Annotated in this window: 30 protein-coding genes; 24 read left to right on the top strand and 6 right to left on the bottom strand. The window is 66.6% G+C overall.

Annotation, left to right across the window (positions count from 1 at the left end; translation table 11 throughout):
* Positions 1–45: 45 nt before the first annotated feature.
* The 6 genes from E7742_RS13845 to E7742_RS13820 form a co-directional block, all read right to left on the bottom strand.
* A complete protein-coding gene (locus tag E7742_RS13845) occupies positions 46–999 on the bottom strand; it encodes an esterase/lipase family protein (protein ID WP_137799467.1) in 954 nt (317 codons plus the stop codon).
* A 138-nt stretch (positions 1000–1137) separates the two neighbouring features.
* Positions 1138–2010 carry an ABC transporter permease gene (locus E7742_RS13840; RefSeq protein ID WP_137799466.1) on the bottom strand — a complete coding sequence of 291 codons (873 nt, stop codon included), beginning with the start codon at positions 2008–2010 and terminating at the stop codon, positions 1138–1140.
* Positions 2007–2870 carry an ABC transporter permease gene (locus E7742_RS13835; RefSeq protein WP_137799465.1) on the bottom strand — a complete coding sequence of 288 codons (864 nt, stop codon included), beginning with the start codon at positions 2868–2870 and terminating at the stop codon, positions 2007–2009. Before E7742_RS13835 ends, E7742_RS13840 begins: the two co-directional genes overlap by 4 nt.
* Positions 2867–3841 (bottom strand): ATP-binding cassette domain-containing protein, encoded by a 975-nt coding sequence (locus E7742_RS13830; protein WP_137799464.1) that lies wholly within the window; start codon positions 3839–3841, stop codon positions 2867–2869. Before E7742_RS13830 ends, E7742_RS13835 begins: the two co-directional genes overlap by 4 nt.
* A 195-nt stretch (positions 3842–4036) precedes the next feature.
* A complete protein-coding gene (locus tag E7742_RS13825) occupies positions 4037–4738 on the bottom strand; it encodes a GntR family transcriptional regulator (RefSeq protein WP_137799463.1) in 702 nt (233 codons plus the stop codon).
* 132 nt (positions 4739–4870) lie between these two features.
* Entirely contained in the window at positions 4871–5359 is a 489-nt protein-coding gene (locus E7742_RS13820; protein ID WP_137799462.1) for a hotdog fold domain-containing protein, read from the bottom strand.
* Positions 5360–5867: 508 nt separating this feature from the next.
* Here E7742_RS13820 and rpsJ point away from each other — a divergent pair.
* The 24 genes from rpsJ (at position 5868) to map (ending at position 18461) form a co-directional block, all read left to right on the top strand.
* Positions 5868–6173 (top strand): 30S ribosomal protein S10, encoded by a 306-nt coding sequence (gene rpsJ, locus E7742_RS13815; RefSeq protein ID WP_003938093.1) that lies wholly within the window; start codon positions 5868–5870, stop codon positions 6171–6173.
* A 28-nt stretch (positions 6174–6201) separates the two neighbouring features.
* Complete coding sequence (gene rplC, locus E7742_RS13810; RefSeq protein ID WP_137799461.1) at positions 6202–6855, top strand: 50S ribosomal protein L3; 654 nt, start codon at positions 6202–6204, stop codon at positions 6853–6855.
* The gene (rplD, locus tag E7742_RS13805) at positions 6852–7517 is read left to right on the top strand and encodes a 50S ribosomal protein L4 (protein ID WP_137799460.1); all 666 of its coding nucleotides are present in this window, start codon (positions 6852–6854) and stop codon (positions 7515–7517) included. The genes rplC and rplD overlap by 4 nt, the downstream gene beginning before the upstream one ends.
* Positions 7514–7819 carry a 50S ribosomal protein L23 gene (gene rplW, locus E7742_RS13800; RefSeq protein WP_127946084.1) on the top strand — a complete coding sequence of 102 codons (306 nt, stop codon included), beginning with the start codon at positions 7514–7516 and terminating at the stop codon, positions 7817–7819. Before rplD ends, rplW begins: the two co-directional genes overlap by 4 nt.
* 40 nt (positions 7820–7859) lie before the next feature.
* Positions 7860–8693: a 50S ribosomal protein L2 gene (gene rplB, locus E7742_RS13795; RefSeq protein ID WP_137799459.1), complete on the top strand. Its 834-nt coding sequence runs from the start codon at positions 7860–7862 to the stop codon at positions 8691–8693.
* An 18-nt stretch (positions 8694–8711) separates the two neighbouring features.
* Positions 8712–8993, top strand: coding sequence for a 30S ribosomal protein S19 (gene rpsS / locus E7742_RS13790; protein ID WP_005518370.1), 282 nt, complete (start codon positions 8712–8714; stop codon positions 8991–8993).
* Positions 8990–9394: a 50S ribosomal protein L22 gene (rplV, locus tag E7742_RS13785; RefSeq protein WP_137799458.1), complete on the top strand. Its 405-nt coding sequence runs from the start codon at positions 8990–8992 to the stop codon at positions 9392–9394. The genes rpsS and rplV overlap by 4 nt, the downstream gene beginning before the upstream one ends.
* Entirely contained in the window at positions 9394–10191 is a 798-nt protein-coding gene (gene rpsC, locus E7742_RS13780; protein ID WP_137799457.1) for a 30S ribosomal protein S3, read from the top strand. The genes rplV and rpsC overlap by 1 nt, the downstream gene beginning before the upstream one ends.
* Before the next feature lie 3 nt (positions 10192–10194).
* Complete coding sequence (gene rplP / locus E7742_RS13775) at positions 10195–10611, top strand: 50S ribosomal protein L16 (protein ID WP_107982806.1); 417 nt, start codon at positions 10195–10197, stop codon at positions 10609–10611.
* Positions 10611–10847 (top strand): 50S ribosomal protein L29, encoded by a 237-nt coding sequence (rpmC, locus tag E7742_RS13770; protein WP_137799456.1) that lies wholly within the window; start codon positions 10611–10613, stop codon positions 10845–10847. Before rplP ends, rpmC begins: the two co-directional genes overlap by 1 nt.
* On the top strand, positions 10844–11134 hold the full coding sequence (rpsQ, locus tag E7742_RS13765) for a 30S ribosomal protein S17 (RefSeq protein ID WP_137799455.1): 291 nt from the start codon (positions 10844–10846) through the stop codon (positions 11132–11134). Before rpmC ends, rpsQ begins: the two co-directional genes overlap by 4 nt.
* Positions 11135–11306: 172 nt before the next feature.
* Positions 11307–11675 carry a 50S ribosomal protein L14 gene (gene rplN / locus E7742_RS13760; protein WP_137799454.1) on the top strand — a complete coding sequence of 123 codons (369 nt, stop codon included), beginning with the start codon at positions 11307–11309 and terminating at the stop codon, positions 11673–11675.
* A complete protein-coding gene (gene rplX, locus E7742_RS13755) occupies positions 11675–11992 on the top strand; it encodes a 50S ribosomal protein L24 (protein ID WP_137799453.1) in 318 nt (105 codons plus the stop codon). The genes rplN and rplX overlap by 1 nt, the downstream gene beginning before the upstream one ends.
* A gap of 1 nt (position 11993) precedes the next feature.
* Positions 11994–12560: a 50S ribosomal protein L5 gene (gene rplE / locus E7742_RS13750; protein ID WP_137799452.1), complete on the top strand. Its 567-nt coding sequence runs from the start codon at positions 11994–11996 to the stop codon at positions 12558–12560.
* A gap of 4 nt (positions 12561–12564) precedes the next feature.
* Positions 12565–12750 carry a type Z 30S ribosomal protein S14 gene (locus E7742_RS13745; protein ID WP_005239644.1) on the top strand — a complete coding sequence of 62 codons (186 nt, stop codon included), beginning with the start codon at positions 12565–12567 and terminating at the stop codon, positions 12748–12750.
* A 170-nt stretch (positions 12751–12920) separates the two neighbouring features.
* Complete coding sequence (gene rpsH / locus E7742_RS13740) at positions 12921–13319, top strand: 30S ribosomal protein S8 (protein WP_031937772.1); 399 nt, start codon at positions 12921–12923, stop codon at positions 13317–13319.
* A 14-nt stretch (positions 13320–13333) separates the two neighbouring features.
* Positions 13334–13873, top strand: coding sequence for a 50S ribosomal protein L6 (gene rplF / locus E7742_RS13735; protein WP_137799451.1), 540 nt, complete (start codon positions 13334–13336; stop codon positions 13871–13873).
* A 1-nt stretch (position 13874) separates the two neighbouring features.
* A complete protein-coding gene (gene rplR / locus E7742_RS13730) occupies positions 13875–14282 on the top strand; it encodes a 50S ribosomal protein L18 (protein WP_137799450.1) in 408 nt (135 codons plus the stop codon).
* Between the two features lie 31 nt (positions 14283–14313).
* The gene (gene rpsE, locus E7742_RS13725) at positions 14314–14955 is read left to right on the top strand and encodes a 30S ribosomal protein S5 (protein WP_137799449.1); all 642 of its coding nucleotides are present in this window, start codon (positions 14314–14316) and stop codon (positions 14953–14955) included.
* Positions 14955–15134: a 50S ribosomal protein L30 gene (gene rpmD, locus E7742_RS13720; RefSeq protein WP_137799448.1), complete on the top strand. Its 180-nt coding sequence runs from the start codon at positions 14955–14957 to the stop codon at positions 15132–15134. Before rpsE ends, rpmD begins: the two co-directional genes overlap by 1 nt.
* A gap of 2 nt (positions 15135–15136) precedes the next feature.
* On the top strand, positions 15137–15577 hold the full coding sequence (rplO, locus tag E7742_RS13715; RefSeq protein ID WP_137799447.1) for a 50S ribosomal protein L15: 441 nt from the start codon (positions 15137–15139) through the stop codon (positions 15575–15577).
* A gap of 216 nt (positions 15578–15793) precedes the next feature.
* Positions 15794–17116 (top strand): preprotein translocase subunit SecY, encoded by a 1323-nt coding sequence (gene secY, locus E7742_RS13710; RefSeq protein WP_137799446.1) that lies wholly within the window; start codon positions 15794–15796, stop codon positions 17114–17116.
* The gene (locus E7742_RS13705; RefSeq protein WP_137799445.1) at positions 17113–17658 is read left to right on the top strand and encodes an adenylate kinase; all 546 of its coding nucleotides are present in this window, start codon (positions 17113–17115) and stop codon (positions 17656–17658) included. The genes secY and E7742_RS13705 overlap by 4 nt, the downstream gene beginning before the upstream one ends.
* A complete protein-coding gene (map, locus tag E7742_RS13700) occupies positions 17658–18461 on the top strand; it encodes a type I methionyl aminopeptidase (RefSeq protein ID WP_137799444.1) in 804 nt (267 codons plus the stop codon). Before E7742_RS13705 ends, map begins: the two co-directional genes overlap by 1 nt.
* The last annotated feature ends 81 nt before the right edge of the window (positions 18462–18542 follow it).

Below are 18542 nucleotides of genomic sequence, written 5' to 3'. Positions count from 1 at the left end.
CCTCTCGGGAGGAACGGCCGTCGTCGGTGTCGGTGCCCGGCTCGGTCAGCAGGGAGCGAGGGTGCGTGTGCGGTACGCCGGATCCAGAGCCGACTGCACCAGGTAGATCGACCGGGGATCGTCGAGGAGGCCGACGTGCTTGACGACGGCGCCCGGGCACGTGTCCTGCACCCACTCGTTGCGCACCGCCGCGCCCGGTCCGGGCACGAGGAAGGCGCCGGCCGGCGGGGTGACGATGTCGTCGTTCTGCGACGCGATCACGGTGTACCCGATTCCCGGTATCGTCTCACCCCCGGCGTTGAGTTCCGCGAGGAACCGTGACCCCGTCAGCTGTTGGTAGGACGCCAGACCGACGGTCGCGGCCGCGATCCGCTCATTCGTCGCCTCGTCCGTGATCCGCAGCGAGGTGAGCATGTCGACCCACTGCTGGGTGCCGTTGAACGTGGTGCCGTGCGTGGTGGGACCGAGCATGACCACGTTGCGGACCGCGCTACGGCCCGGATCGGAGGCGTTCGCTCCGCCCGCGAACCGCAGATACTGGCGAGCGACGGTGCCGCCCTGCGAATGGCCGACGAGGTCGACCTGGGCAGCGCCCGTCCGGAACCGGACGGTGTCGACGAACGTCGCGAGCTCCCGTGCCGAGGTGCGGATGTCACCCGTACCCCACGACCGCGTCGACGCGCCGTAGTTGAGGGCGAACACGCAGTAGCCCTCCTGGCGCAGCGCCGGTGCGAGAGCATTCCAGCTCATCGACATGCTCATCCCGGTGCCGTGGACGAGGACCACGGGCCGAGGGTGCCGGGGACCGGGCGTGCACGACCAGTCGTTGGCGCCCGCCGGGTCGGCCCCGGGCAGAACGTCCGCGATGGGCGACGGTAGTCCGACGCTGCCTGCGGGAGTGTCGGCGGTTGCGGTGGCCGTCCCGACCCCGAGGGAGCCGAGAGCGACCGCGACGGCAGCGGTGAGTGTGCCGGCGACCCGGCGGAGTGAACGAGGCATGCGGTGAGTTCCAAACGAGCGCGCAGGGGGAGAAGAGGAAACGAGAGTTCCTCGAGGAATTGAATACCAGACGCAGGTGAAAGGACGGCTACGCAGGGGCGCAATCGGGTTGGACGGTCGGGAAAGTCGCGGCCTCCGCTAGCCGGTCGCGGCGGCGTGGCGGTAACCGCGGATCGCCGGGTAGACGAAGACCGCCATCATCCCGAACGACCACGCGAGGGTCTTCAGGACGGGTTCGAGCACCGGCCCGCCGACTGCCAACCCGCGCATCGCGTCGATCGCACACGACATGGGCTGGGCCGAGACCACCGGCTGCAACCACTCGGGATACGCCATCACGGGCACGAACCCGGAGTTGAAGAACATCAGCAGTGTGCACCCGATCGAGACGAGTTCCACCAGCGGGGCGTCGCCGGACACGGTCGCGAGCGCCGTGACCATCATCGCGAAACCCATGCCGAAGATGACCGGCAGGATCAGCAGGAACAGGCTCGGCAACAGACCCTGCGTCAGCCGGAAACCGAGGAAGATGCCGACCACCAGGATCACGATCGTCGTCGCGAGCACCCGGACCGCCTCCGCCATCATCCGGCCGACGAGACCGGCCGCCCGATGGATCGGCAGGGTCCAGAACCGCGACAGCAGGCCTGTCTTGCGTTCCACGCGGAGCCCGACGGCGCTGACGATCGAGCCGAACATGGCGCCGACGAGGATGATCATCGGGACCTGGCCGTAGACCGCGGGCCGGCCCGTCGCCGCCGTGACGGTGTTGCCGATGACGATCCGGAACATCACCAAGGTCAGGGCCGGGTACAGCAGCGCCTGGATCATCGTCGACGGGTCCCGGGCCCACCGCGTCAGGAGCCGCTTGCACTGCACGGTGCTGTGGACCCACAGCGCTTTCGCCGAGGATTCCGGCCAGGTCTGATCGGGTGGGGGGAACCCGATCGTGCCGGTGCCGGCCTGCGCGGGCTGCGTCGACGTCACGGTGCTGGGGGGAACGTTGCTCATTTGCGCCTCATACTCGCCCACACGGCCAACGGTGCGAACACCGCCATCAAACCCACACACCACGCGACCGCCGGGAACAGGGTGGACCCGCTGATCCCGCCCTCGGCCATGTCCCGCATCGCAAACGAGAACTGCGAGATCGGCTGATTGCGCACGAACGGCCGTATCCACTCGGGGAAACCGGTCTCGGGAACGAATCCGCACGACAGCATGCCGAGGATGAGCTGGGGGAGGGTCAGTGCCTGAGCCGTCGCCTCGGGGGATTTGGAGAGGGTGCCGATCGCGTCGGCGCCCAGTGACAGGGCAATGCTTATCGACAGTGCCAGCGCACAGAACAACGCGGCCTGCGCCCATCCGGCGCTGAACCGGAACCCGATCGCGTAGCCGTACGTGAGCGCGGCCGCCAGCGTGACCATCGACCGCACCAACGCTCGCGTCATCCGGGAGAGCAGCGGTACCGGCCCGGCAACCGGCATCGTCTTGAGTCTGGTCGTGAGCCCCAGCAGCGTCTCGACCGACGCCACCTGCGCCGCCGAGATCGCGGTGAAGGCCATCGCCTGGAGGACGATGATCGGCATCAGGAACTGTGCGTAGTCGATGCCCTGCAGCTTCATCACGAACCGCAGCGGCAGGTAGAAGCCGACCGTGAAGATCAGCGGCGCGATGATCGCGACCGCCAGTTCCCCGTGCTTGGCCATCGTCTTGAGACTGCGCCCGGTCAGCGCGGCCCACTGCTGCAGACCGTTGGGGTCGGGGCGGCGATGCGATCCGACGCGCTTGGTCGCCGCGGCGACGCCGGCATGCTGGGCGGCGCCGGGCACGGCCATCCGCTTCGCGGCGCTGTCGGCAGTGGCGGTCATCGCGACGCCTCCGGGGCGGCGTGGCCCGTCAGCGACAGGAAGACGTCGTCGAGCGAGGGCCGGCGCAGCGCGATGTCGGCCAGTTCGATGCCCGCGGCGTCCAGCCGGCGCAGCGCCTCGGACAGCGTCGCGGCGCCGTCCGGTGCGGGGACCGACACCCGGTCGCCGCCCTCGGCCGCGAGCTCGGCGCGCACCTGCTGCGGCACGAGAGCGCCCAGCGCGTGGACCACCCACGGCAACTTTTGCGGATCGAGCGGGACGATCTCGCAGTAGCTCCCGCCGGTGCGCTCCTTGAGCTGATCGGCAGTGCCCTCGGCGATGACCGTGCCGCGGTCGATGACGATGATGTTGTCGCTGAGCAGGTCGGCCTCCTCCAGATACTGCGTGGTGAGCAGCACCGTGATGCCCTGCTTCTTGAGCGAGCCGACGAGCGCCCACACGCCCTGGCGGCTGCGCGGATCGAGTCCGGTCGTCGGCTCGTCGAGGAACACCACCTCGGGGCGGACCACCAGCCCGCACGCGATGTCGATACGGCGGCGCATGCCGCCGGAGTAACTGCGCACGGCGCGCTTGCCGGTGTCGAGCAGATCGAACTCGGTGAGCAGATCCTGCGCGCGTTGCTTCGCGGAGGCGCGGTCGAGACCCATCAGCCGGCCGAAGAGTTCGATGTTCTCGCGGCCCGACAGGGTCTCGTCGAGCGCGGCGTACTGACCCGTCATCATGATCGAGCGGCGAACGTCCGGGGCGTGCGTGACGACGTCGTGGCCGGCGACCACGGCCCGCCCGCGATCCGGACGCAGCAGAGTGGAGAGGACCTTGACGGTCGTCGTCTTACCCGCGCCGTTGGGGCCCAGGATGCCCAGAACCGTTCCGCGCTTGGCTTCGAAACTCACGCCCTGCAAAGCCTTCACGTCACCGAAGGACTTGTGGACGTCGTCGACGAGCACGGCTGCGTCCTGGAAAATTGGCATCGACACTCCGCCTAGTTCACCTGGTTGGATGGCTGACCGCCACTGTGGGGTTCACGCGTCCATCCGTCGACGTGTATTCCCTCCGCTTGCGGGAGATGTTACCCGCGGGGGCTGCGCGACAGGGCCGCCGAGGACGGATCCGAGTGCAGTTCCGGCGCGGTAGCGGACGCTCCGGACAATCGGCCGATCGTTTGGTCAGTCCCAGATTCCGATCGTCTCGAGGTGGCGCACCAGCCGCTTCGCACCGTCGTCGAAGTGCGCCCGGGTCTCGGCCGCGACGGCCGCGTGATCCCGCGCGGCGAGGGCCGCCACAAGCCGTGTGTGACTCGCCACCGCCGCGTCACCCCACTGCCGATCCGACGAGTAGAACTGCGCCGGCGTGTAGCGGGTGGCGCCCAGCAGGAACCACGAGAGCTTGCGGGCGCCGGCCAACCGGTTGACGACGCGGTGGAACCCGAACTCGAGCTGCTCGATCCGTGCTGCGTCGCCGAGTCCGACGGCCCGCTGCAGCTGCTCGTTGATCTCGGTCAGCTCGGTCAGCGCCGCATCGTCGACGCGGTCCACCGCCCGCACGGCCAGCTCCTCGGCGATCCGCCCCTGGAGCCAGAAGACGTCGCGGACGTCGTCGCGGCTCAGCGGCGCGACGACGTACCCCCGGTGCGGCACCAGTTCGACAAGTCCCTCACCCCGCAGGGTGAGCAGAGCCTCGCGGACCGGGGTGACGCTCACCCCGAGTTCGGCGGCCGTCTCGTCGAGGCGCACGAAATCACCGGGCCGCACGTCGCCCGACATGATCCGGTTGCGGACGTGCGCGGCGACGTCGTCGGACAGTTGTGGTCTGCGGCGAAGGGCCCCGGACGCGCCCGCGGCGACGTCGCGGGCGGTGGGCCGAGTCATCGAATCTCCCTTCGCGGGCGCACGTTCCGTCTTCTTCGCGGCGGTTCGTACGCCGGCATCTCCGGCTGTGATTCGTACGACAACCGGATCGCGTCGAATATATAGGGCGTCCGCGGTACGGGGAGGGCGCGGTCAGGCCGGCGTGACCCAGACGGTGATGGCGGCGTGGACCACCTCCAGCCCGGCGCGGTCGGTGATCGACACCGGGATCGTGAGCTCGGCGCCCTCGGTGATCGCGCCGAAGTCCGGTAGGTCGTCGAGGACCGCCGTCGCACGCAGCCGGGACTCGCCCTTCGCGAGGTATCGCACGTCCATCGCCTTGGGAATCCATCGGTGCGTACGCGGCACCGTCGCCTCGGCCAGCATGCCCATCGCGATCTCGGCGAGATTGCACGCGGCGATCGCGTGGAACGTGCCGATGTGGTTGTGGACACCCCACCACTTCGGGGCCGTCACCTCGCATCGTCCGGGCGCCAGGTGGGTGACCGTCGGCAGCACCGTGGCGAAGTACGGGACCCGCGCACACATGCCGAGAGCGAAGAGCGCGCGACCGAAACGGTTGCGCGGCAAGCGTTGCCAACTGTGGTACGTGGCGGTCGGGGAAGTTGTCGGGGGCGTCATGCCACCGGACCTTACTCGCAAGTAAGTTAGGTGGCGGCCAATCGGACGGCGCACGGGCGCTGACCTCGTACGTCACAGCACGGGGGATTTGAACTCTCGGGGTCCCTACGGCATACTGATCGGGTTGCCTTGACCGGGGCGCGCTCAGTTGCGACCCGAGTCGGGCTGGATGAAGCGTCGAGCATCGGGACGAAGTGCCTGGTCACGGCGATGCAAGGCGAAGATGCAAGACGGAAGCAGTACCCGACGTTTGCGCCCCCAGCGGGTGCATCCGGTGCGGTTCCGCGGCTCCTGGGAAGGGATTTCCGGGGCCGGGGAATGAGCGGGAGGGCGACACGCCCGACCGCGTGGACCGGAGAACCATGACACATGAACAGCGGCAGCGGATCGAGTGATGTCTCGATCGCGAGTGTGTTGTTCGAGTCGTGTTTCAGCCGAGGGCTGTGCAGACGAGGTAGTTCCCGGCTCGTTCGGGTGCTACGAAACGCGGCAAGAAAAGGACACAAGCGTGGCGGGACAGAAGATCCGCATCAGGCTCAAGGCCTATGACCACGAGGCGATCGACGCGTCAGCGCGCAAGATCGTCGAGACGGTGACCCGTACCGGGGCCCGCGTGGTCGGCCCGGTGCCGTTGCCTACCGAGAAGAACGTGTACTGCGTCATCCGCTCGCCGCACAAGTACAAGGACTCGCGCGAGCACTTCGAGATGCGTACTCACAAGCGGCTGATCGACATCCTCGACCCGACGCCGAAGACGGTCGACGCGCTCATGCGCATCGACCTTCCGGCCAGCGTCGACGTGAACATCCAGTGAGCTTGGGAAGACGCAGCGGAGATATCAAATGACTAATCAGATCAAGGGAATCCTGGGCACCAAGCTCGGCATGACCCAGGTCTTCGACGAGAACAACCGGGTCGTTCCGGTCACCGTCGTCAAGGCCGGGCCGAACGTCGTCACCCAGATCCGTACCGAAGAGCGTGACGGCTACAGCGCTGTGCAGCTGGCGTTCGGCGCCATCGACCCGCGCAAGGTGAACAAGCCCACCTCGGGCCAGTTCGCCAAGGCCGGCGTCACCCCGCGCCGCCACATCGTCGAGCTCCGCGTCGCCGACGCCTCCGCGTACGAGGTGGGCCAGGAGCTGACGGCCGAGGTCTTCGAGGACGGCGCATACGTCGACGTCACCGGCACCAGCAAGGGCAAGGGCTTCGCCGGCACCATGAAGCGTCACGGCTTCGCCGGCCAGGGCGCCTCGCACGGTGCACAGGCTGTCCACCGTCGCCCGGGTTCCATCGGTGGCTGCGCCACCCCCGGCCGCGTGTTCAAGGGCATGCGCATGTCGGGCCGTATGGGCAACGACCGCATCACGACGCAGAACCTCTCGGTCCACAAGGTGGACGCCGAGAACGGTCTGCTGCTGATCAAGGGTGCGATCCCCGGCCGCAAGGGCGGCCTCGTGATCGTCAAGACCGCAGTGAAGGGTGGTGCTTCGGCATGACCGAGACCGCAACCAAGCTGACCCTCGACGTCAAGGCTGCCGGCGGCAAGACCAACGGCACCGTCGATCTCCCCGCCGAGATCTTCGACGCGACCGCGAACATCGCTCTGATGCACCAGGTCGTCGTCGCGCAGCTCGCTGCGGCACGTCAGGGCACGCACTCCACCAAGACCCGCGGCGAGGTCCGCGGTGGTGGCAAGAAGCCGTACCGCCAGAAGGGCACCGGCCGCGCGCGCCAGGGTTCGACCCGTGCGCCGCAGTTCGCCGGCGGTGGCACCGTCCACGGCCCGCAGCCGCGTGACTACTCGCAGCGCACCCCCAAGAAGATGAAGGCCGCCGCTCTCCGTGGCGCCCTCTCCGACCGGGCCCGCAGCGAGCGCATCCACGTCATCACCGAGCTGGTCGCCGGGCAGGTCCCGTCCACCAAGACGGCCAAGACGTTCCTGGGCGAGCTCTCCGACCGCAAGAAGTTCCTGCTGGTCGTCGGCCGCGAGGACATCGCAGCGTGGAAGAGCGTGCAGAACCTGGAAGGCGTGCACCCCATCGCACCCGACCAGCTCAACACCTACGACGTGCTCAACAGCGATGACGTCGTGTTCAGCCTCGAGGCTCTGAACACCTTCATCGCGGGCCCGGCCAAGAATGAGGAGGAGAGCAAGTGAGCACCATCGCCGACCCCCGCGACATCTTGCTGGCTCCGGTCATCTCCGAGAAGTCCTACGGGCTGATCGAGGAAGGCACCTACACCTTCCTGGTGCACCCGGACTCGAACAAGACGCAGATCAAGATCGCCGTCGAGAAGATCTTCGGTGTGAAGGTGACCAGCGTCAACACCGCCAACCGTCAGGGCAAGCGCAAGCGGACCCGCTTCGGTTACGGCAAGCGCAAGGACACCAAGCGCGCGCTCGTGACCCTCTCGGCCGACAGCAAGCCCATCGAGATCTTCGGAGGCCCGGTCGCGTAAGCGTCTGGGACTTGACGAGATATAGAGGACGAGAAGACTCATGGCAATCCGTAAGTACAAGCCGACTACCCCGGGCCGTCGCGGCTCGAGCGTCTCGGACTTCGCCGAGATCACTCGGTCGACGCCCGAGAAGTCGCTGGTTCGCCCGCTGCACGGTCGCGGTGGTCGTAACGCCCACGGTCGTATCACCACCCGTCACAAGGGTGGCGGACACAAGCGCGCCTACCGGTTGATCGATTTCCGTCGCAACGACAAGGACGGCGTGCCGGCCAAGGTCGCTCACATCGAGTACGACCCCAACCGCACCGCTCGTATCGCCCTGCTGCACTACGCGGACGGCGAGAAGCGCTACATCATCGCCCCCAAGGGCCTGGTGCAGGGTGCTCCGGTCGAGTCCGGCGTCGGCGCCGACATCAAGCCGGGCAACAACCTGCCGCTGCGCAACATCCCCACCGGTACCACCATCCACGCTGTGGAGCTGCGTCCGGGCGGCGGTGCCAAGATGGCCCGCTCCGCCGGTGCCAGCATCCAGCTGCTGGGTAAGGAAGGCACCTACGCCACGCTGCGTATGCCGTCCGGTGAGATCCGTCGCGTCGACGTGCGCTGCCGCGCCACCGTCGGCGAGGTCGGCAACGCCGAGCAGTCGAACATCAACTGGGGCAAGGCCGGCCGCATGCGCTGGAAGGGCGTCCGCCCGACCGTCCGTGGTGTGGTCATGAACCCCGTCGACCACCCGCACGGTGGTGGTGAGGGTAAGACCTCCGGTGGTCGTCACCCCGTCAGCCCCTGGGGCAAGCCCGAGGGTCGCACCCGTAAGAACAAGGCGAGCGACAAGCTCATCGTCCGTCGTCGCCGTACCGGCAAGAAGCGCTAGTCAAGGAGGGAGTGAAGGATGCCACGCAGCCTGAAGAAGGGCCCGTTCGTCGATGACCACCTCCTTGCGAAGGTGGACGTGCAGAACGAGAAGGGCACCAAGCAGGTCATCAAGACCTGGAGCCGTCGTTCCACGATCATTCCGGACTTCATCGGTCACACGTTCGCCGTCCACGATGGACGCAAGCACGTTCCGGTGTTCGTTTCGGATTCGATGGTTGGCCACAAGCTCGGAGAGTTTGCACCGACCAGGACGTTCAAGGGCCACATCAAGGACGACCGGAAGAGCAAGCGTCGATGAGTACTGAAACCCAGAACCCCACCGCGAAGGCGGTCGCACGCCATGTGCGCGTGACCCCCATGAAGGCGCGTCGCGTCGTGGACATCGTCCGCGGCAAGTCGGTCGACGATGCTCTCGCGATCCTGAAGTTCGCGCCGCAGGCCGCGGCCGAGCCGGTCGCGAAGGTGATCGCCAGCGCCGCCGCCAACGCGCAGAACAACCTGAACCTGGATCCCTCCACGCTCGTCGTCGCGACGGCGTTCGTGGACGAGGGCGCAACCCTCAAGCGGTTCCAGCCGCGCGCACAGGGCCGGGCCTTCCGGATCCGCAAGCGTTCGAGCCACATCACCGTCATCGTGGAAAGTGTGGCGAGCCGGGGTTCCGCCTCGGGTCGTAACCGCCGGAAGGGAAGTGGTCAGTAGTGGGCCAGAAAATCAACCCGCACGGCTTCCGTCTCGGCATCACGACCGACTGGAAGTCGCGCTGGTACGCAGACAAGCAGTACGCGGAGTACGTCAAGGAAGACGTCGCGATCCGTAAGCTCCTGGCCACCGGCATGGAGCGCGCGGGTATCGCGAAGGTCGAGATCGAGCGCACCCGTGACCGTGTGCGTGTGGACATCCACACCGCACGTCCGGGCATCGTCATCGGTCGCCGTGGCGCCGAGGCGGATCGCATCCGCGCCGAGCTCGAGAAGCTGACCGGCAAGCAGGTCCAGCTGAACATCCTCGAGGTCAAGAACTCCGAGGCCGAGGCGCAGCTGGTGGCACAGGGTGTCGCCGAGCAGCTCTCGAACCGTGTCGCGTTCCGTCGCGCCATGCGCAAGGCCATCCAGTCGGCCATGCGTCAGCCGAACGTCAAGGGCATCCGCGTGCAGTGCTCGGGCCGCCTCGGCGGCGCCGAGATGAGCCGCTCGGAGTTCTACCGTGAGGGTCGTGTCCCGCTGCACACGCTGCGTGCGGACATCGACTACGGCCTGTACGAGGCCAAGACCACCTTCGGTCGCATCGGCGTGAAGGTCTGGATCTACAAGGGCGACATCGTCGGTGGCAAGCGTGAGCTGTCGGCGGCTGCGCCGGCCGAGCGCCCGCGCCGCGAGCGTCCGAGCCGTCCGCGTCGTTCCGGTTCCGCCGGCACCACCGCGACCAGCACCGAGGCCGGTCGCGCTGCGACTGCAACCGCCGATGCACCCGCTTCGACCGAGCAGAAGGAGGGCTGACGCATGTTGATCCCGCGGCGGGTCAAGCACCGCAAGCAGCACCACCCCAGCCGTTCGGGTGCCGCCAAGGGCGGGACCCAGGTGGCCTTCGGTGAGTACGGCATCCAGGCTCTCGAGCCGGCCTACATCACCAACCGGCAGATCGAGTCCGCTCGTATCGCCATGACCCGGCACATCAAGCGTGGCGGCAAGATCTGGATCAACATCTTCCCGGATCGCCCGCTCACCAAGAAGCCTGCCGAGACCCGCATGGGTTCCGGTAAGGGTTCGCCGGAGTGGTGGATCGCGAACGTCAAGCCCGGACGGGTGATGTTCGAGATGAGCTACCCGAACGAGGAGATCGCCCGCGAGGCTCTGCGCCGCGCGATGCACAAGCTCCCGTGCAAGTGCCGGATCGTGACGAGGGAGGAGCAGTTCTGATGGCAACCACCAGCCCTGCTGCAGAGCTCCGCGAGCTGACCGACGAAGAGTTGGTCACCAAGCTGCGCGAGTCCAAGGAAGAACTGTTCAACCTTCGTTTCCAGATGGCCACCGGTCAGCTGGACAACAACCGCCGGCTGCGCACGGTCCGTCACGAGATTGCGCGCATCTACACCGTCCTGCGCGAGCGTGAGCTCGGTCTGGCCTCCGGTCCGGACGCAGGTGACGCGGCATGAGTGAGGAAAAGGCAGTGAGCACAGGCAGCACCGAAGAGCGCAACAGCCGCAAGGTCCGCATCGGCTACGTGGTCTCGGACAAGATGGAGAAGACCATCGTGGTCGAGCTCGAGGACCGGGTGAAGCACCCGCTCTACGGCAAGATCATTCGTCGTACCTCGAAGGTCAAGGCGCACGACGAGAACGGCCTCGCCGGCATCGGCGACCGCGTCCAGCTGATGGAGACCCGACCGCTGTCGGCGACCAAGCGCTGGCGTCTGGTCGAGGTTCTCGAGAAGGCCAAGTAAGAGCCTCGAAGTGTATCCAGTACGATGGTGGGGTTGCCCTGCGTATGCAGCGGCAGCCCCACCATCGGCGGGTACGGACCGCGCGCGTCGGGTCGGAAATCTGCCGCGCATGATCAGCACGAAACCCTCGGGCATCGCGCTGGTCGAAACAAGCCAGGTCAAGGAGAAGTAAGTGATTCAGCAGGAGTCGCGACTGCGCGTCGCCGACAACACGGGTGCCAAGGAGATTCTCTGCATCCGCGTTCTCGGTGGCTCGTCTCGTCGCTACGCCGGGATCGGCGACATCATCGTCGCCACCGTCAAGGACGCGACCCCGGGTGGAAACGTCAAGAAGGGCGACGTCGTCAAGGCTGTCGTCGTTCGCACCGCCAAGGAGCGTCGCCGTCCGGACGGCTCGTACATCAAGTTCGACGAGAACGCCGCGGTCATCATCAAGGCGGACAACGATCCGCGCGGCACTCGTATCTTCGGACCCGTCGGTCGTGAGCTGCGCGACAAGCGCTTCATGAAGATCGTCTCGCTCGCCCCGGAGGTGCTGTGATGAAGGTGCACAAGGGTGACACCGTGCTGGTCGTCTCCGGCAAGGACAAGGGCGCCAAGGGCAAGGTCATCCAGGCCTACCCGGCGACCAACAAGGTCCTGGTCGAGGGCGTGAACCGCATCAAGAAGCACACCGCGGTTTCCGCGAACGAGCGTGGCGCCTCCTCGGGCGGCATCGTGACGCAGGAAGCTCCGATCCACGTCTCGAACGTCATGGTCGTCGACGCCGACGGTAACCCGACTCGCGTCGGCTACCGCACGGACGAAGAGACCGGCAAGCGCGTTCGTGTTTCCCGGAAGAACGGGAAGGACATCTGACATGACCTCCACCGAGAACAAGATCCAGCCGCGTCTGAAGACCCGGTACCGCGAGGAGATCCGCGACGCACTGAACGCGGAGTTCGACTACGCGAACGTCATGCAGATCCCCGGCGTCGTCAAGGTCGTCGTGAACATGGGTGTCGGTGACGCCGCCCGTGACGCGAAGCTGATCAACGGCGCGGTCTCGGATCTCGCTCTGATCACCGGTCAGAAGCCCGAGATCCGCAAGGCTCGCAAGTCCATCGCGCAGTTCAAGCTGCGCGAGGGCATGCCGATCGGCGCGCGCGTCACGCTGCGTGGCGACCGCATGTGGGAGTTCCTGGACCGTCTCGTGTCCATCGCGCTGCCCCGTATCCGCGACTTCCGCGGCCTGTCGGGTAACCAGTTCGACGGCAACGGCAACTACACGTTCGGCCTCAACGAGCAGTCGATGTTCCACGAGATCGACGTGGACAAGATCGATCGTCCGCGCGGTATGGACATCACCGTCGTGACCACCGCCACCAACAACGAAGAAGGCCGTGCGCTGCTCAAGCACCTCGGCTTCCCGTTCAAGGAGAACTGAGCCCATGGCTAAGAAGGCATTGGTCAACAAGGCCAACAAGAAGCCGAAGTTCGCGGTGCGCGCGTACACCCGCTGCCAGCGGTGCGGTCGTCCGCACTCGGTGTTCCGCAAGTTCGGTCTGTGCCGTATCTGCGTTCGCGAGATGGCACACGCCGGTGAGCTGCCGGGCGTTCACAAGAGCTCCTGGTAACCCGCTCACACCAAGACTTCCGTTCCGCGCCCGCGGGGCGGTGAAGGTAAGAACCACTTCGTTGTAGGCCCACGATCGGGGCCGGCCCCGCTCTTCCGACATGTCGGGGGAGCGGGGCCGGGACCGGTGTTGCATGGGAACCCCAACGAGAAAGGTGCACAGGTCAACCAATGACCATGACTGATCCGATCGCAGACTTCTTGACGCGTCTGCGCAACGCCAATTCGGCGTACCACGACGAGGTGAAGCTGCCGCACTCGAAGATCAAGGCGAACATCGCCGAGATCCTCAAGCGCGAAGGCTACATCGCGGACTACCGCACCGAGGATGCCGAGGTCGGCAAGACGTTGATCGTCGACCTCAAGTACGGCCCGAGCCGCGAGCGTAGCCTCGCCGGCGTGCGCCGTGTCTCGAAGCCGGGCCTGCGCGTGTACGCGAAGTCCACCAACCTGCCCAAGGTCCTGGGCGGCCTCGGCGTGGCCATCATTTCCACGTCGTCCGGTCTGCTCACCGATCGTCAGGCGGCCAATCAGGGAGTGGGCGGGGAAGTCCTCGCCTACGTCTGGTAAGGGAGGCCACCAGAATGTCGCGTATTGGAAAGATTCCGGTCGCCGTCCCCGCGGGCGTCGACGTGACCATCGCCGGCCAGGATGTCGCGGTCAAGGGCCCCAAGGGCTCGCTGTCGCTGACCATCGCCGAGCCGATCTCGGTCGCCAAGGGTGAGGACGGTGCCCTGCAGGTCACCCGTCCCGACGACGAGCGTCGCAGCCGTGCGCTGCACGGTCTGTCGCGCACCCTGGTGCAGAACATGATCGTCGGGGTGACCGCCGGTTACACCACCAAGATGGAGATCCACGGTGTCGGTTACCGTGTGGCGCTGAAGGGTCAGGACCTCGAGTTCTCGCTCGGCTTCAGCCACCCGGTCCTGATCGAGGCTCCGGAGGGCATCACCTTCGCAGTCGAGTCGCCGACCCGGTTCTCGATCACCGGCATCGACAAGCAGAAGGTCGGCCAGATCGCGGCCAACATCCGCCGCCTGCGCAAGTCCGACCCGTACAAGGGCAAGGGCATCCGCTACGAGGGTGAGCAGGTCCGTCGCAAGGTCGGAAAGACGGGTAAGTGATATGAGCCAGACTGCAAACCAGAAAGCCAAGCGGATCCCGCTGGGCAAGGACGTGTCCACCGCACGTCGTCTGTCGAAGGCGCGTCGTCACTTCCGTCTCCGCAAGAAGGTCTCGGGCACTCCCGAGCGTCCGCGTCTCGTCGTGAACCGCTCCTCGCGCCACATCCACGTCCAGTTGGTGGACGACCTGGCCGGCAAGACCCTTGCCGCCGCGTCGACCATCGAGGCGGACGTGCGTGCGCTGGACGGCGACAAGAAGGCCCGCGGCGCCAAGGTCGGTCAGCTGATCGCCGAGCGTGCCCAGGCTGCCGGCGTGGAGGCCGTGGTCTTCGACCGCGGTGGCCACACCTACAGCGGCCGCATCGCGGCCCTGGCGGACGCTGCTCGCGAAGGCGGGTTGAAGTTCTGATGACCAACATTACTAACGGAAGGAATGCCTGATGCCGGGACGTCAAAGGCGTGACGGCGGAAGCGGACCCGCCGGACAGAATGGCCCCCAGGGCGGCGACAACCGCGGTGGCCGCGACCGTCGCGACAACCGTCGTGACAACGCTGCCGAGAAGTCGAACCACATCGAGCGCGTCGTCTCCATCAACCGCGTCTCGAAGGTCGTCAAGGGCGGTCGTCGTTTCAGCTTCACCGCTCTCGTGATCGTGGGCGACGGCAACGGTCTCGTCGGCGTCGGCTACGGCAAGGCCAAGGAAGTTCCCGCGGCCATCCAGAAGGGCGTCGAGGAGGCTCGCAAGAGCTTCTTCCGTGTGCCGCTCATCGGCAGCACCATCACCCACCCGGTCCAGGGCGAGGCGGCGGCCGGTGTCGTCATGCTGCGTCCGGCCAGCCCGGGTACCGGTGTGATCGCCGGTGGCGCGGTGCGTGCCGTGCTCGAGTGCGCGGGCGTCTCCGACATCCTCGCCAAGTCGCTCGGTAGCGACAACGCGATCAACGTTGTGCACGCGACGGTTGCCGCCCTCAAGGGTCTGCAGCGTCCGGAAGAGGTCGCAGCCCGTCGTGGCCTGCCCCTCGAGGACGTGGCCCCGGCCGGCATGCTGCGCGCTCGTGCACAGGCTGGGAGCGTGAAGTAATGGCACAGCTCAAGGTCACCCAGGTCAAGAGCACCATCGGTTCGAAGCAGAACCAGCGGGACAGCATGCGCACCCTCGGGCTGAAGGGCATCCGTCAGACCGTCGTCCGCGAGGACAACGCGCAGAACCGTGGTCTGATCAACGTGGTGCGCCACCTCGTCACGGTTGAGGAGGTCTAACCATGACCATCAAGTTGCACCACTTGCGCCCCGCGCCCGGCGCCAAGACCGACAAGACTCGCGTCGGTCGCGGTGAGGGCTCGAAGGGTAAGACCGCTGGTCGCGGCACCAAGGGCACCAAGGCACGCAAGAACGTGTCGGCCGCCTTCGAGGGTGGACAGATGCCGCTGCACATGCGTCTGCCCAAGCTCAAGGGCTTCAAGAACGCGTTCCGCACCGAGTACCAGGTCGTGAACGTGGGCGACATCGCTCGCCTCTTCCCCGAGGGTGGACAGGTCGGCATCGCCGAGCTGGTCGCCGCGGGAGCGGTTCGCAAGAACCAGCTCGTGAAGGTTCTCGGCGAGGGCGAGCTCACGGTTGCCGTCCAGGTCACCGCGAACAAGTTCTCGGGCGCCGCGAAGGAGAAGATCGCCGCTGCCGGTGGTACCACCACCGAGCTGTGATCTCGCTCAGTTAGCTGCCGAATGGCCGCAACTCGTTCCACGGGACGAGTTGCGGCCATTCGTCGCTGCGGGGTCCGCACAGCGGGCATACTGGTGAGCGTCCAGCCCCAGCAGCGGGGCTGTAATTTCATGTGTCACTGCTAGAGTTCTAGAGTTCTGCAATCCACGGAACGGGTCATCGATCGGCTCTCCGTATGTCGTGCGCCAGGAGGATCTTTGCTTTCCGCCTTTGTCTCGGCCCTCAGGACTCCTGACCTGAGGCGGAAGATCCTCTTCACCCTCGGTCTGGTCGCCCTGTACCGGCTGGGTGCCACCCTGCCCTCGCCGGGTGTCGACTACGCCAACGTGCGCGCGTGTATCGACCAGGTGTCGGGCGGCGAGTCCGCCGGCATCTACTCGCTGATCAATCTGTTCTCCGGCGGTGCTCTCCTGCAGCTGTCGGTGTTCGCGATCGGCATCATGCCGTTCATCACGGCCAGCATCATCGTCCAGTTGCTGACCGTCGTCATCCCGAAGTTCGAGGAACTCCGCAAGGAGGGCCAAGCGGGTCAGACGAAGATGACGCAGTACACGCGCTATCTCTCGATCGCGCTCGCGGTCCTCCAGTCGACGGGCATCGTCGCGCTCGCCGCGCGCGGGCAGCTGCTGCAGGGTTGTTCCGAGCCGATCCTGGCCGACGAGAGCGTGTTCGGCCTGATCATCATCGTGCTGGTCATGACGGCCGGCGCAGCGCTGGTGATGTGGTTCGGTGAGCTCATCACCGAACGCGGAATCGGCAACGGCATGTCGCTGCTGATCTTCGCCGGTATCGCCTCCCGCATCCCGTCCGAGGGCAAGACGATCCTCGACAGCCGCGGCGGCCTGACGTTCGCGCTGGTGTGTGTGGCCGCCCTGGCGATCATCGCCGGTGTCGTGTTCGTGGAGCAGGGCCAGCGCCGCATTCCGGTGCAGTACGCGAAGCGGATGGTCGGCCGCAAGATGTACGGCGGCTCGTCGACGTACCTCCCGCTGAAGGTCAACCAGGCCGGTGTCATCCCGGTGATCTTCGCGTCGTCGTTGCTGTACCTGCCGAACCTCATCGTGCAGCTGACCGGTGCCAGCACCAACCCCGATCCGAGCTGGTGGCAGCGTTGGATCAACGAGTACCTGGTGAACCCGGCGAACCCGGTCTACATCCTGATCTACTTCGCGATGATCGTCTTCTTCACCTACTTCTACGTTGCGATCACCTTCAACCCGGAGGAGCGCGCGGACGAGATGAAGAAGTTCGGCGGCTTCATTCCCGGTATCCGTCCGGGCCGGCCGACCGCCGACTACCTGAACTACGTGCTGAGCCGGATCACGCTTCCCGGTGCCATCTACCTCGGCACCATCGCCGTGCTGCCGAATCTCTTCCTCGAGATCGGCAACTCCGGCGGCGCTACCAACCTGCCGTTCGGCGGCACCGCGGTGCTGATTATGGTCAGTGTGGGCCTCGATACCGTGAAGCAGATCGAGAGCCAGCTCATGCAGCGAAACTATGAAGGGTTCCTCAAGTGAGACTTGTCCTCCTTGGTCCTCCCGGTGCCGGTAAGGGCACCCAGGCCGCGATTCTGTCCGAGAAGCTCGGCGTTCCGCACATCTCGACCGGCGATCTGTTCCGCGCGAACATCGGCCAGGCGACGCCCCTCGGACTCGAGGCCAAGAAGTACCTCGATGCCGGCGATCTGGTGCCCAGCGAGATCACCAACAACATGGTGAAGGCCCGCGTCGCCGAGCCCGACGCCGTCAACGGTTTCCTGCTCGACGGTTTCCCGCGCACGGTCGACCAGGCCAAGGCCCTCGAGGACATCCTCGCCGGGATCGACGCCAAGCTCGACGGTGTCCTCGCGTTCGACGTGGACGACGACGTCGTGGTGGAGCGGATGCTCGCCCGCGGCCGCGCGGACGACACCGAAGAGGTCATCCGCAACCGCATGCGGGTCTACCGCGAGGAGACGGCGCCGCTGCTCGACTACTACGCCGGCCATATCGTCACCGTCGACGCCGTCGGTCCGGTCGAAGAGGTCAACGCCCGCGCGCTCGCTGCGTTGGGGAAGTAATGGCTTTCGGCCGCAAGCGCAAGGTCGTACCTTTCCGCACGGCGGGCGAGCTCGACGCCATGGCCGCTGCCGGTGCGATCGTCGGGGCCGCCCTCGTGGCGGTTCGCGACGCGGCCCAGCCGGGCGTGAGCACGCTCGAGCTCGACCGGGTGGCCGAATCGGTGATCCGCGACGCGGGCGCCGTGCCCTCGTTCCTCGGTTACCACGGATTCGCCGGCTCCATCTGCTCGTCGGTCAACGATCGCGTCGTGCACGGGATCCCGTCGGCCGACGAGATCCTCGTCGAAGGCGACCTGGTGTCCATCGACTGCGGCGCAATCCTCGACGGTTGGCACGGTGACTCGGCGTGGACGTTCGGAGTGGGCCGGCTGAGCGAGGCCGACGCGCAACTGAGCGAGGCGACCCGGCTGTCGATGGAGGCGGGCATCGCCGCGATGGTCGACGGGAACCGGCTCACCGACGTCTCCCACGCCATCGAGCTCGGCACGCACGCCGCGGAGAAGCTGCACGGTCGGTCCTACGGCATCGTCGACGGTTACGGCGGCCACGCGATCGGCCGGGAGATGCACATGGATCCGTTCCTGCCCAACGAGGGCGCACCCGGCAAGGGTCCGCATCTCGTGGTCGGTTCGGTGCTGGCGATCGAGCCGATGCTCACGCTCGGAACGTACGAGACCGAGGTTCTCGGTGACGACTGGACAGTTGTGACCACGGACGGCAGCCGCGCCGCCCATTGGGAGCACACCGTGGCGGTCACGGAGGACGGTCCGCGGATCCTCACGGTGCGACCCGGCGACAACTGACGTCGGGATCCGACGACGACGACGCCGAGCGGGCAGTGGCAACACTGCCCGCTCGGCGTTTTCCGTGTGTCGGAAGCGGCG

It is taken from the genome of Rhodococcus sp. SGAir0479, assembly GCF_005484805.1.
Taxonomy (GTDB): domain Bacteria; phylum Actinomycetota; class Actinomycetes; order Mycobacteriales; family Mycobacteriaceae; genus Prescottella.
This window is presented reverse-complemented; position numbering and strand designations above follow the sequence as displayed.

Excerpts from the sequence above, each read along its gene's own strand:
- E7742_RS13845 (WP_137799467.1), bottom strand. The coding sequence starts at position 999 with ATGCCTCGTTCACTCCGCCGGGTCGCCGGCACACTCACCGCTGCCGTC.
- E7742_RS13840 (WP_137799466.1), bottom strand. The coding sequence starts at position 2,010 with ATGAGCAACGTTCCCCCCAGCACCGTGACGTCGACGCAGCCCGCGCAG.
- E7742_RS13835 (WP_137799465.1), bottom strand. The coding sequence starts at position 2,870 with ATGACCGCCACTGCCGACAGCGCCGCGAAGCGGATGGCCGTGCCCGGC.
- E7742_RS13830 (WP_137799464.1), bottom strand. The coding sequence starts at position 3,841 with ATGCCAATTTTCCAGGACGCAGCCGTGCTCGTCGACGACGTCCACAAG.
- E7742_RS13825 (WP_137799463.1), bottom strand. The coding sequence starts at position 4,738 with ATGACTCGGCCCACCGCCCGCGACGTCGCCGCGGGCGCGTCCGGGGCC.
- E7742_RS13820 (WP_137799462.1), bottom strand. The coding sequence starts at position 5,359 with ATGACGCCCCCGACAACTTCCCCGACCGCCACGTACCACAGTTGGCAA.
- rplC (WP_137799461.1), top strand. The coding sequence starts at position 6,202 with ATGACTAATCAGATCAAGGGAATCCTGGGCACCAAGCTCGGCATGACC.
- rplD (WP_137799460.1), top strand. The coding sequence starts at position 6,852 with ATGACCGAGACCGCAACCAAGCTGACCCTCGACGTCAAGGCTGCCGGC.
- rplB (WP_137799459.1), top strand. The coding sequence starts at position 7,860 with ATGGCAATCCGTAAGTACAAGCCGACTACCCCGGGCCGTCGCGGCTCG.
- rpsS (WP_005518370.1), top strand. The coding sequence starts at position 8,712 with ATGCCACGCAGCCTGAAGAAGGGCCCGTTCGTCGATGACCACCTCCTT.
- rplV (WP_137799458.1), top strand. The coding sequence starts at position 8,990 with ATGAGTACTGAAACCCAGAACCCCACCGCGAAGGCGGTCGCACGCCAT.
- rplP (WP_107982806.1), top strand. The coding sequence starts at position 10,195 with ATGTTGATCCCGCGGCGGGTCAAGCACCGCAAGCAGCACCACCCCAGC.
- rpmC (WP_137799456.1), top strand. The coding sequence starts at position 10,611 with ATGGCAACCACCAGCCCTGCTGCAGAGCTCCGCGAGCTGACCGACGAA.
- rpsQ (WP_137799455.1), top strand. The coding sequence starts at position 10,844 with ATGAGTGAGGAAAAGGCAGTGAGCACAGGCAGCACCGAAGAGCGCAAC.
- rplX (WP_137799453.1), top strand. The coding sequence starts at position 11,675 with ATGAAGGTGCACAAGGGTGACACCGTGCTGGTCGTCTCCGGCAAGGAC.
- rplE (WP_137799452.1), top strand. The coding sequence starts at position 11,994 with ATGACCTCCACCGAGAACAAGATCCAGCCGCGTCTGAAGACCCGGTAC.
- E7742_RS13745 (WP_005239644.1), top strand. The coding sequence starts at position 12,565 with ATGGCTAAGAAGGCATTGGTCAACAAGGCCAACAAGAAGCCGAAGTTC.
- rpsH (WP_031937772.1), top strand. The coding sequence starts at position 12,921 with ATGACCATGACTGATCCGATCGCAGACTTCTTGACGCGTCTGCGCAAC.
- rplF (WP_137799451.1), top strand. The coding sequence starts at position 13,334 with ATGTCGCGTATTGGAAAGATTCCGGTCGCCGTCCCCGCGGGCGTCGAC.
- rplR (WP_137799450.1), top strand. The coding sequence starts at position 13,875 with ATGAGCCAGACTGCAAACCAGAAAGCCAAGCGGATCCCGCTGGGCAAG.
- rpsE (WP_137799449.1), top strand. The coding sequence starts at position 14,314 with ATGCCGGGACGTCAAAGGCGTGACGGCGGAAGCGGACCCGCCGGACAG.
- rpmD (WP_137799448.1), top strand. The coding sequence starts at position 14,955 with ATGGCACAGCTCAAGGTCACCCAGGTCAAGAGCACCATCGGTTCGAAG.
- rplO (WP_137799447.1), top strand. The coding sequence starts at position 15,137 with ATGACCATCAAGTTGCACCACTTGCGCCCCGCGCCCGGCGCCAAGACC.
- map (WP_137799444.1), top strand. The coding sequence starts at position 17,658 with ATGGCTTTCGGCCGCAAGCGCAAGGTCGTACCTTTCCGCACGGCGGGC.